The sequence below is a fragment of the Sphaerospermopsis aphanizomenoides BCCUSP55 genome, assembly GCF_001586785.1.
Taxonomy (GTDB): Bacteria; Cyanobacteriota; Cyanobacteriia; order Cyanobacteriales; family Nostocaceae; genus Sphaerospermopsis_A; species Sphaerospermopsis_A aphanizomenoides_A.
On sequence record NZ_LUFH02000040.1, the window covers coordinates 38,729 to 49,468 of the forward strand.

At 40.6% G+C, this 10,740-nt stretch carries 10 protein-coding genes; 4 read left to right on the top strand and 6 right to left on the bottom strand.

Annotation, left to right across the window (positions count from 1 at the left end; all coding sequences use genetic code 11):
* Positions 1 to 45: 45 nt before the first annotated feature.
* The 3 genes from A0J48_RS12080 (at position 46) to A0J48_RS12090 (ending at position 2,124) form a co-directional block, all read left to right on the top strand.
* Complete coding sequence (locus A0J48_RS12080; protein WP_200323377.1) at positions 46 to 636, top strand: DUF305 domain-containing protein; 591 nt, start codon at positions 46 to 48, stop codon at positions 634 to 636.
* A 28-nt stretch (positions 637 to 664) separates the two neighbouring features.
* Positions 665 to 859 carry a heavy-metal-associated domain-containing protein gene (locus A0J48_RS12085; RefSeq protein ID WP_200323379.1) on the top strand — a complete coding sequence of 65 codons (195 nt, stop codon included), beginning with the start codon at positions 665 to 667 and terminating at the stop codon, positions 857 to 859.
* 161 nt (positions 860 to 1,020) lie between these two features.
* On the top strand, positions 1,021 to 2,124 hold the full coding sequence (locus A0J48_RS12090; protein WP_200323381.1) for an aromatic ring-hydroxylating dioxygenase subunit alpha: 1,104 nt from the start codon (positions 1,021 to 1,023) through the stop codon (positions 2,122 to 2,124).
* Between the two features lie 434 nt (positions 2,125 to 2,558).
* Here the strand turns inward: A0J48_RS12090 and A0J48_RS12095 are convergent, their stop codons facing one another.
* Positions 2,559 to 5,231, bottom strand: coding sequence for a DEAD/DEAH box helicase (locus A0J48_RS12095; RefSeq protein WP_200323383.1), 2,673 nt, complete (start codon positions 5,229 to 5,231; stop codon positions 2,559 to 2,561).
* 88 nt (positions 5,232 to 5,319) lie between these two features.
* Positions 5,320 to 5,967 carry a type I restriction endonuclease gene (locus A0J48_RS12100; protein WP_200323385.1) on the bottom strand — a complete coding sequence of 216 codons (648 nt, stop codon included), beginning with the start codon at positions 5,965 to 5,967 and terminating at the stop codon, positions 5,320 to 5,322.
* Positions 5,968 to 6,168: 201 nt separating this feature from the next.
* Between A0J48_RS12100 and A0J48_RS12105 the strand changes: the two genes are divergently transcribed.
* A complete protein-coding gene (locus A0J48_RS12105; protein WP_200323387.1) occupies positions 6,169 to 7,557 on the top strand; it encodes an ApeA N-terminal domain 1-containing protein in 1,389 nt (462 codons plus the stop codon).
* 162 nt (positions 7,558 to 7,719) lie between these two features.
* Here the strand turns inward: A0J48_RS12105 and proC are convergent, their stop codons facing one another.
* The 4 genes from proC to pipX all read right to left on the bottom strand — a co-directional run bounded on the left by proC (position 7,720) and on the right by pipX (position 10,497).
* The gene (gene proC, locus A0J48_RS12110; RefSeq protein WP_200323389.1) at positions 7,720 to 8,535 is read right to left on the bottom strand and encodes a pyrroline-5-carboxylate reductase; all 816 of its coding nucleotides are present in this window, start codon (positions 8,533 to 8,535) and stop codon (positions 7,720 to 7,722) included.
* Positions 8,536 to 8,610: 75 nt separating this feature from the next.
* Entirely contained in the window at positions 8,611 to 9,201 is a 591-nt protein-coding gene (locus tag A0J48_RS12115; RefSeq protein ID WP_200323391.1) for a cell division protein SepF, read from the bottom strand.
* A 352-nt stretch (positions 9,202 to 9,553) separates the two neighbouring features.
* Complete coding sequence (locus A0J48_RS12120; RefSeq protein WP_200323393.1) at positions 9,554 to 10,222, bottom strand: YggS family pyridoxal phosphate-dependent enzyme; 669 nt, start codon at positions 10,220 to 10,222, stop codon at positions 9,554 to 9,556.
* The gene (gene pipX / locus A0J48_RS12125) at positions 10,219 to 10,497 is read right to left on the bottom strand and encodes a transcriptional coactivator PipX (protein WP_013192742.1); all 279 of its coding nucleotides are present in this window, start codon (positions 10,495 to 10,497) and stop codon (positions 10,219 to 10,221) included. Before pipX ends, A0J48_RS12120 begins: the two co-directional genes overlap by 4 nt.
* Positions 10,498 to 10,740 lie beyond the last annotated feature (243 nt).

The window sequence follows — 10,740 nt, forward strand, 5'->3', positions numbered from 1 at the left end:
GGAAATGCCCTCAACCTTCCTTGGGAAGCGAAAGGAGCAAAAGCTATGTTTAACAAATTAGTGAATTATGGGTTTCTCGGTTTAGTTGTCGCTTTATCCCTAACTAATAGCGTTCAAGCACAACCACACCAGCACTCACCATCTGCACCTACTGGTGAGACTAACGCGATGCCGCAGCAACAAGGAGACCAGCATTTCCTGAAAATGATGGTTCACCACGACCAAAAAACCTTGAAAATGGCAGATTTAGCGGTACAGAAAGCGAAAAATACCCAAATTAAAGCACTAGCAACCCAGATAAAAGCCGACCAAACCCAAGAAATTGAGCAATTGCAAGCTTTGTACAAACAGTTATACGCTACAGAAGTTCCTGCTGATGCCATGAACTGTATGGTAATGGGTCAAGGTATGGCAATGAAAGGAATGATGAATTTAGAATCTTTGCAAAATGCCCCTAACTTTGACCAGGAATTTTTGCGGAAGATGATTCACCATCAGCAAATGTCTGTGAACATGGCAAAGAAAGCTGCCCAAACTGCTAATGTGCCACAAATTCGTGACCTAGCTCAAGCTATCATCAAAACGCAAACTGCTCAAATTCAAAAATTGCAGCAGTTGTCTTCAGTTGAATCTTAATTTTTTGTTTACTTTCTTCTTTAAAGTTATGACAATCAAACTTACAGTTCCAGGAATGGCTTGTTCTGTTTGTGCAACCAAAATTACCAATGCAGTTAAAGGTGTGGATGCCAATGCTAATGTAGAAGCAGACCCCAAAACCAAGCTTGTAAATGTAGATACTCAAGCTTCAGAAACTGTAATTAAAGAAGCTTTAGTTGCTGCTGGTTATCCTCCAATTTAATAGGAGTATGGCTTACGCCACGCTTCGCTATCAGGAGTTCAGAATTCCCTATTCCCTGTTCCCTGTTCCCTGTTATTCACAAGGTACTAAAAATAACGGTTTTTCTCAGCTTGGCATGATATTTCTAGATTAACCGCTTCACTGGACGTGAAAATCTAAAAATGACCGTCAACGCTGAGAATTTTACTTACTCCCGAAAACCTAAAATTTTCAATCACCCAGAGCGTTTTGTTGAGGGTTGGTATTGGGTAATACCCTCTCAAAAGTTGCGGGTTGGTGAAGTCAAACCTGTGACAATTTTGGGGAGAGAATTAATAATTTATCGTGGTGAAGATAGACAAGCCGTAATTTTTGATGCTTACTGTCCACACATGGGCGCTCATCTTGCTGAGGGCAAAGTTGAGGGTAATGAATTACGCTGTTCTTTTCATCATTGGCAATTTGATTCCACGGGTTTTTGTATTGATATTCCCTGTTTGGATGAACCAATTCCTGTAAAAACTAAAACTTGGCCAACCGCCGAAAAATATGGGTTAGTTTGGGTTTGGACTGGAGAAACACCACAACAACCTTTACCATTTATTCCTAAATTAGAATTTGAGGAGTGTGACAGTGCTTTTGGTTCACGGTTTATTACTAACTGTCATCCGAATGTTTTCATGGTTAATGCTATTGACTCTCAACATTTTAATACTGTTCATAAGTTATTGTCAGAATTTAATTTTGAAAAACAAGAACTGAATGAGAATGCTATTACCTTCAGCAATACTACACAAAAAAGCCCTGATTCTTGGTTGATTAAACTGATTCGTCCTTTCTATAAAAAACCTGTGAATTACGTCGTTTGTTATTGGTATGGTACGACGGGAATGGCGACAGTAGGAACTGAATTTTTACATTTCCATATTATGTTTGCTTCGCGTTTAATAGCTGGGGGTAAAAATGAAGCAATGACAATTTTTATTACTAAAAAACGTCGTGGTATTCTCGGTCGTTTATATAATCGTTTAATTCTGTGGTTGAGTAAATTTGTCACTCAATATTTTCTCAAAAATGATAGTCAAATTTTCCAGACAATTCAGTTTAATTTAAAAACCCCACTCTCAGTTGACCAACCAATAATGCAATTTATCAACCACCTAGAACAACAAAAATCTTTAAAATGGGGGACTTGGAATTTAGAGAGACTGCGTGATGGTGAGGCGCGAGAAATAGAAAAACGAGATAACCGAGAAAAATGGCGTGATGAACTAGTTAATGATTGAGCAATCTATAGCAGAAGGCAAGAGTGAAAGCCTTGCTATTATTAGCTTTCAATAATCAATAATGTCCTAATCATCCTGGCTACAGCTATACATTTAGGCAATAAAAATGAAGTGGCAAGACCACTTCATCAATTCCCAGGTAGAACCTTAAGTAATGAGTATAACGACTATAAAATTTTAAAAAAGTATAAACTAAAACAGAAATTAGAGGTGACAGGTGACAGGTGACAGGTGACAGTAAGAAGGGAATAGGGAATAGGGAATAGGGAATAGGGAATAGGAGTATGGCTTACGCCAAGCTGCGCTATCAGTAGTATGGCTTGCGCCACGCTGCGCTATCAGGAGTTCAGTAGGGGTTTCCCCGCCCGTTCAGGCGGAAGAATCAAGTTTTCTTCCCCTGCCTCCCCTACACCCTACACCCTACACCCTGCCCCCTACTCCATTACCTCGTTCACAGGGAATCTATCAATTAACTGCATAGCCCGTTGGGCGTTCTGCCGTAAAGAGTTTGGCACTAAGGGAACGTGAGGAATTTGAGATAATAAATCTAAAGTCCGGCGTAACAACCTGACTACATCACCTTCATCTAAAGTGGTATTTGCACATAGTTCTGTCCACTCCATACCTAAAGCCCACTGTTCGACAATGGCAATTAATTCAAACTCCAACCAAATAGGCAGCGCCACATTATAGCGTCGTTGCATTTGGAATAATTGGCGACGAATACCCCGCAATTTTGCTAAAGCATCTGCTATTTCATTACTCAAGTCAAAGCGGACTCTACTGTCTGGCCGGGGAGTTTCTGTCACCAAAGCCGCTGCGGCCGCTGCTAAATGGTGGGGGTCTAAACCATCTAATTCACCACTGGCGATCGCTAAACCTAACCATAATTCATTTTCTCCCCGAATAGCGGCGGCCATTTGTCCCAGTTCTGTGGGTACTAAGTTATCCAACCCGTTAAACTGCTGTAGGATTTGAATTAAATTCAGAAATTCTTCCCAATGTCGCTGGGAATGTTGTTCTACTTGTTCTTGTATTTCTTCCAGTTCTGCTTCTAGTTCGACGCAACGCGCTCTGTCTTTAAATATCTTGGCAATATTCCCTGATTGATGTAAGGGATGATTTTCTATTTGTGTTTGCACAGCATTAAACCGACTCAGTTGTTCTACAACTTCTTGGGGCATATACATAAATTCCCCTGGGTCGGGTATACTTTGAGCGATCGCAGCGGTTTCTTCATTACCACGCACACATTGACCTCTTTTTAATGCCAGTTCTGACGGTGGTAAAATATGATCTGGTACTTCTACTCTAGGTAATTCGGCATACAAATCCACTACATCTGCAATTGTCGCCACATACCAGCGGTTATCCTGTCCCAAACAGATGAAATAAGACGCTTGACCAACATCGGGGGCTTTGGCAACTAATACCGCTGTCATCGGCAAAGTTGCCGTCATACTTTTATCTTTCAGACTCAACAGCGTCCCAGACACGGCAAAATCTAGCATCATCGACAGTTGTTCTTGTCTGTCTGCCTGTGCTTGTTCTTGTAGAGTTTTTAAGATATGCCGTTCTACTTTCAGTCGTTGTCGTAATTTTTCATACAACGCCAATTCATTTTCATCAACGGCGGCTAATTCTGCTTGAATTTTTGCTAATTCGGCTTTGATTACCCCCATTTCGTCGTACTCTGGCTTTAGATATAATGTTGCCATGTACTGGCCAAAACTGCGTTCTATCAGTTCTTTGGCTTGTTCTAAGGTATGGGTTTGTAGCAAGTTCAGCACCATCCCATAACTGGGGGTAAACTGACTCACCAAAGGATCGGCTGGAGATGTGGCTAAATATGCGGCTTCTTTTGCCCCTTCAAAGGGAGTTTGTAATGTCACCACATAACCTTGTTTATCCATGCCCCGACGACCAGCGCGACCGGACATTTGCAGAAATTCCGAAGCCTTCAACAAACGGTGTCCATTATCAGTGCGTTTGGAAAGGGTGGAAATAACCGTGGTTCGGGCTGGCATATTAATTCCTGCTGCCAGGGTTTCCGTAGCAAAGACAACTTTAATTAATCCCTGTTGAAATAGTTCTTCTACCAATACTTTCCACGCTGGTAAGATGCCGGCATGGTGAGCCGCAATGCCTCTGTACAAAGGTGCAATTTGTCCAGAACGTCCGGCTTCTGGGTTGCGAGCTAAAAATTCATCAATCTGTCTACGTAATATTTGGGATTCTTCGTTATTGACTAACCATAAATCTCCCACTTCAGCCACAGCTTTATCACATCCCCGACGGCTGAAAATAAAGAAAATCGCCGGCAGCATATCCCGTTGCTCTAGTTGGCTAATTGTATAAACAATGCTGGGTGCTTCTGGTCGGTTGCCTTTGCCTTTTTCCCCTGGTCCTTTTTTCCCTCTTTTAATTAGACGGGAGTTAATTTTCGTATTGCTCTCATTCAGGAGGGGGAAAAGTCCTTTGGGATTGCAAAAGTGAAATTCTAGGGGAACTGGGCGAAAATCTGAATAAATGAGGTCTGTTGGCCCATGAACACGGTTAAGCCAGTCGGTGAGTTGGTCGCTGTTGGCAACTGTAGCGGAAAGGGCGACAAGCTGTACTTCACGGGGACAATAGATGATTGATTCTTCCCAAACTGTACCCCGCTGGCGATCGTTCATGTAGTGGCACTCATCGAGGACAACAGCCTCTACATCTACCAAAGAGATGCCAATTTGACCTATGGGTGTGCCATAAAGCATATTGCGGAAAATTTCGGTGGTCATGACTAAAATCGGTGCATCCCTGTTAATGGAAGCATCGCCGGTTAATAGTCCCACCTGGTCAAATCCAAATTTTTCCCGAAAATCACGTAATTTTTGATTCGATAACGCTTTGAGGGGTGTGGTGTAAAACACTCGTTTCCCTTGCGCTAGGGCGCGATAAATAGCGTATTCCCCAATTAATGTTTTACCTGAACCTGTGGGCGCACAGACAACTACTGAGCGGCCAGCATTGAGGGAGGCGATCGCATCTAGCTGGAATTGATCCAACTCAAAGGGAAAGATTGACCCTAAATTAATTTCTGAAGACGGGGCGGGATAGTTCACTCAATCATCTTTTGCATCCAGACTATCTACCATCATAACCTGATTAGGGATTTGCTAGGGTAGTAGGTAATTGTTAATGGGTAATTGGTTATTCTGCTTGTTCGCTGTTCCCTATTCGGCTAACTGTTTCTGCAATTTTACGTAGAACTCGACACGCAGACTCTAATTCGCTTTGGTTAGTTAAAGGTGCAAATACTCTTGACATGGCATATTTTTGATTTTCTAGCTTGACAAAGACAATATCATCACCATTGGTTAGCATTCCAAAAGTAGGCAAATCAGTATTGGGACTAGCCATCAAGTAAGCAAGAGTTTGGGGTAATGCCGACCAAACTGATAACATTGTTTTTTTTGACTCTAAAACAATTATCCATAAGCGATCTTTCAATACTAAAACATCTATTCGACCCTGTAGAGTTTCTTCGCTATCAGCTACTGTTATTTGCACAGATTCTTCAGCTTTGATGCGAAAAGGTGGGTCATACAAACCTGCAACGGTCAGCAATGGAGAGACAAGTAATAGCATTACTGTACTTTCTAATAAATGTCCACCGGAACGGTGATAAATATAACGCTGCCATAAAATTTCTAGGTTCGTGCGGTCATTAGAGTTAATCTCAGATAATTGATCATGCCATTCTGTGAAAAAATCCTGAGATTGACTGCGAGTTAAACCAAATCGTTTTTCTGCTTCAGCAATGGTGGTGATGGTTTCATTAACGGCTATTCCTTGCATGGTAGCTTTCTGTTTGAGTAGTTGTATTTATATCGATCTTTGCTGCTACTTTACCAACTTCTGTAGAAGGTTCGGGCGTTATAGGAAAAATTATGTATAAAAACGTAAAAATCAATATAATAATGTGATGTATAATGCAATTGCAGCAATTAATAACAATGTTTCTGTTTAATTATATTTAGATTTGATAAGGATGCCGCAATGAGAATTAAAGAAAAATTTCAAAGGTCAGGCTATTTTTGGCTTCCCTCTGCCCCAGATAGACAGATACCAGGAACACTTTCAATATCTGACGGAGGAAGTATTGAACTCGAAGTCGTTGGGCTGTTTGATGAAAGCATAGAGGCACTTAATGGAAACGATGATTTAAAAAGAATAGTGGGGCATATTGAAAAAGACGGGTTGGTTACTCTTGATAATTGCTTTTACAAGCAAAAGAATATTACGTTTGGTGGCATATCAAAATCATTGCTCTATGTAAATAGAATTCTTATTGGTGTAAAATATGATAAAGACGAGAGTATTGTTATTAATACCTTCTGCTTTTCTGTGGAAGGAATTGATGAATGGGTTGGAATAAGTGGAATTAAGGTCGATCACCAGTTTGAAGCCTTCACTGCAACAATATCATACGCACCACCAGAAGAAATTTCACTTAATCTCAACAATGGTATGCATTTGTTGATTACATTTTCTTGGACGCTTCCAGGCTTGCCAATTACAACAGAGGCAAGAATAAGTCAAAAGACTTATTTCAAATTGGTATCAACGACAGAAAGAGAATTAAATGACTTCATTTCTATTGCACATAAAATTACAACTTTTCTATGTTTTGCTATTGATAAAATAGTATGTATGGATAGTGTGATAGCAACTTCAAATAACATTTGTGAAACTTTTGATAATGATAAGACGAATGCAGTTCCGATAAAAATTTACTATCCCAGCCTTCCTTACTCGCAAGATGAGCCAAAGATTTATTGGCATGGGATGCTATTTAGATATCAGCAAATTCAAAATGATACTGAAGGAATAATTAATAAATGGATAGATGCTTATGACCAGTTTGATAATGCTTTCAATTTATACTTTTCTGTCAAGACCGGATCTCAAAAATACTTAGATGGGAAATTCTTAGCGTTAGTACAAGGCTTAGAGACATACCACAGAAGAAAATTCGATGAAAAACTAATGGATGAAGCGAAATTCAAAGAATTAGTCGAAAATATTGTCTCTCAATGCCCCGAAGAACATCAAGAATGGCTGGCGGCAAGATTGCAACATGGTAATGAAGTAAATCTGAGGAAGAGAATTAAGAGCATTATTGAGCCGTTCAAGGATGTTATCGGAACAAGTCAACAACGAAGCAAAATCATCAGTAGTATTGTAGATACCAGAAATTATCTAACCCACTATAATGAATCCTTGAAGCCAAAAATAGCTAGTGGTATTGATTTATTTTCTTTATGCCTTAAATTGGAAGCATTTTTTCAACTGCATTTTCTCCAAGTATTAGGCTTCACTCAAAAAGAGATAAAATCCATCCTTGATAATTGTTATGAATTAAAGCGAAAGCTCAATCAAATGTAATAACTCAAGTTGCTAGTTATCTAGTTGAGGCTGGTAATGGGTAATTGGTGATGAAATCCCTGTTTTCATCCTGTTCATCCTTTAATCCTGGACATCCTGATTCTGACAGTTTGTCTAACTAGCAACTTACGTTATAATAAGACACCGCATCAGATTAATTTATCACCCCTTACCCAACTCCTGAGAACGATGAGCAGCAGCTTTCACAGCCTGAATTAAAGCCGAACGAAAACCAGCCTTCTCTAACTCGCTCACTCCTGCAATTGTCGTCCCCCCAGGACTGGTAACTCTATCCTTCAATTCTGCGGGATGTAATTGAGTTTCTTCTATCAGTCTTGCTGTTCCCAACACCGTATGTAAAGCTAATTGTTTAGCCACTGCTCTGGGTAAACCCGCCGCAACGCCCCCATCAGATAAAGCTTCTATCATCAACGCCACATAAGCAGGGCCACTACCAGATAACCCTGTCACCGCATCCATCAAGCTTTCTCCCACTTCTACCACTTCACCCACAGCCGAAAAAATTTCCTTTGCGGTTTCTTGATGCCTAGGCTGAGTGTAAGCACCTAAACAAATAGCCGTCATTCCTGCACCCACTGTAGCAGGAGTATTGGGCATAGCGCGAATTACTGGCATTTGGGGAAAAGCTGCTTCCAGTGGTTTTAACGGTACACCTGCCAAAATAGAAATAATTAGGGGTGAATGTTCTATAGGTAATATATCTGCTAATTCTTGAGCGATCGCACTAAATATCTGGGGCTTCACCGCCAACATTACAGCCTCTTGAGCCTGAGATAACACCAGACAATTATCCGTCGTCACAGCTACCCCATATTGCTGCTGTAAGAAATTCCTGCGAGACTCTTGTGGCTCACTAACTATAACTTCTGAACCTTGATAAATTCCCCGTGCAGTAAGGCGGGATAATAGAGCTTCTCCCATTACCCCGCCACCAATTAAACCAAATTTAATAGTCATTTAGTTAATAATCAATGGTCACTAGTCATTTGTCATCAACATGAAGGCAAAGGACTAATGACTAATTTAACTTCATTATTGTGCCATCCGATTAACTTCATTACCCCAAGTTGGAGTTGTACCTGCGGGACGAGTGGGACGTGCTGGTGGTTGGGGAACTTCGTGTAAAAAACCGCCCTGAGTGCTGACTTGTACACAGCTTGGCGTAAACAAAAATATACTTTCGCCAATGCGCTCTTGATGTCCATCTAGAGCATAAGTACCACCAGCCACAAAATCTACAGCCCGTTGAGCCTGATCAGGGTCCATAATTGTCAAATTTAAGACTACTGATTTGCGCTCACGTAATGCTTGAATTGCTTGGGGCATTTCTTCAAAAGTGCGCGGTTCGAGGACTAAAACTTCAGAAATTCCGTTAATTGCGCCTGGCATACCAATCACATTACTCATAGGCTTTGATGCTGCTGCTACTTCTTCTCCCATTGTAGAGGCACCTTCGCGCCAACGTCGATTGGGAGCAGGGTTTTCTTGGGGAGCAGGTTGAGGATTTTCTTGTTGATACAGATTTTGGTAACTGCTAGTATCTGGCTCTTCTTCGTAATATTCGTACTCTACTTGCTCATTTAGCCCTACAAAATCCCTTAGTTTGGAAAATATATTGTTCATTTTGTACGCTCCCAGTGGAAATTACCTTAATTGACCTGGCTGTAAAGTTTAGTAGCCTTAGTAAATGCTGCTGCCTTCAGCAATTTTATTGCTGTTTGTAGCTTCTAGTACAGGTTTTCATCAAGAAAAATTGGTTCTAGAAAAAACTATACTCGATATGGACATAACAATGAGTCAAGATTATATCCTAATAGTTGTGTGACGAAAAGACCCTGTCATGGAATTTTGTCTTAGTAGTTACATTTGTCCCAAAAATATTTTTAAACACATTCCTTGGTAACAAGCACTGAACTTGTTAAGAGATTACACTCTGTTGTCTGTAATACAGCACCTCACAGGAGAAGCAAAAATATTAAGAACGATTTCCAAACAAAATTGTTCCTAATCTTACCATCGTCGCACCTGCTTGCACTGCCAAATGATAATCACCAGACATACCCATTGATAGATGCACCATTTTAATATTTAACCATTGTTGTGATGTAATTTCCTGAGCTAGTTTGTGAGTATGATTGAATACATTTAAAACCTCCCCATCATCTAGATCTAGAGGTGGAATTGTCATCAAACCTTGAATTTGTAAATTTTTACATTGGTTTAATGCCTCCAAGTCATTGAATAGTTCCGGTATCATCCAACCAGACTTATTGGCATCAGGAAGAACTTTGACTTGTAGGCAAACCAATGGACTCACTCCTAACTGTTGCGCCAGGGTATCTAGCCGCTGGGCTATGTGGAGATTATCAACCGAGTGAATCCAATCAAATAATTCCAAAGCTTTTTTAGCTTTGTTACTTTGTAAATGTCCAATAAAGTGCCAAGTAATATCCGGCAAATCTTGTAACTCGGCTTGTTTACTGGCAGCTTCTTGGATACGATTTTCACCAAAATCACGAATTCCTGCTGCATAAGCTTGCCGCATCAGTTCAGTAGGAACTTGCTTACTGACAGCAATTAACCGAACTGAAGCAGGAAGTGAAGCACGAATGGTAGCAATACGTTGACTAATCGAACTACTCATTGGAAGGTGCGTTGGAAAACACTCTGAAGTTGATCGTACTCCTGGGACTTACCACTACGACGCAAAGTACGCAAACGATTTTCCAGCATCATCCTAGCTTCAGTTCGTCCAATCGACTGGAATTTAATACCTTTAACGTCACTTGTTACCAAAAAAAACAAGCGTTGGGCATAAAGTGTAGTGAAAAGATCCTGGTTGTCATCAACCATACAGATCCTATATAGTAAACCCCACGTTGGATGATTAATGTAAGTTTCTGAGTAGTCTGGATTCATTTAATAGTCAAGGTTTAGAGTATATAATCTTTTTCGCAGTCCAACACAAGTCTTCCGACGATAATGGATATTCTTTAGCCAGGATTTTTTGTAGACAATGGGAAACCAACGATATTGTGCCAGGTCATGGCTTTCATGAAGACCTTGGTCTAGTTTCTCATTGCCTCAGCCTCTTTCCATCCTGCCATAATTTTGGTTTTATGGCGCAAGGATGTAGAGTGTGGGGTGTGGGGTGTGGGGTGT

What these genes read in the sequence shown, in the direction of transcription:
- A0J48_RS12080 (WP_200323377.1), top strand. Translation starts at nt 46, where the DNA reads ATGTTTAACAAATTAGTGAATTATGGGTTTCTCGGTTTAGTTGTCGCT.
- A0J48_RS12085 (WP_200323379.1), top strand. Translation starts at nt 665, where the DNA reads ATGACAATCAAACTTACAGTTCCAGGAATGGCTTGTTCTGTTTGTGCA.
- A0J48_RS12090 (WP_200323381.1), top strand. Translation starts at nt 1,021, where the DNA reads ATGACCGTCAACGCTGAGAATTTTACTTACTCCCGAAAACCTAAAATT.
- A0J48_RS12100 (WP_200323385.1), bottom strand. Translation starts at nt 5,967, where the DNA reads ATGCAAGGAATAGCCGTTAATGAAACCATCACCACCATTGCTGAAGCA.
- A0J48_RS12105 (WP_200323387.1), top strand. Translation starts at nt 6,169, where the DNA reads ATGAGAATTAAAGAAAAATTTCAAAGGTCAGGCTATTTTTGGCTTCCC.
- proC (WP_200323389.1), bottom strand. Translation starts at nt 8,535, where the DNA reads ATGACTATTAAATTTGGTTTAATTGGTGGCGGGGTAATGGGAGAAGCT.
- A0J48_RS12115 (WP_200323391.1), bottom strand. Translation starts at nt 9,201, where the DNA reads ATGAACAATATATTTTCCAAACTAAGGGATTTTGTAGGGCTAAATGAG.
- A0J48_RS12120 (WP_200323393.1), bottom strand. Translation starts at nt 10,222, where the DNA reads ATGAGTAGTTCGATTAGTCAACGTATTGCTACCATTCGTGCTTCACTT.
- pipX (WP_013192742.1), bottom strand. Translation starts at nt 10,497, where the DNA reads ATGAATCCAGACTACTCAGAAACTTACATTAATCATCCAACGTGGGGT.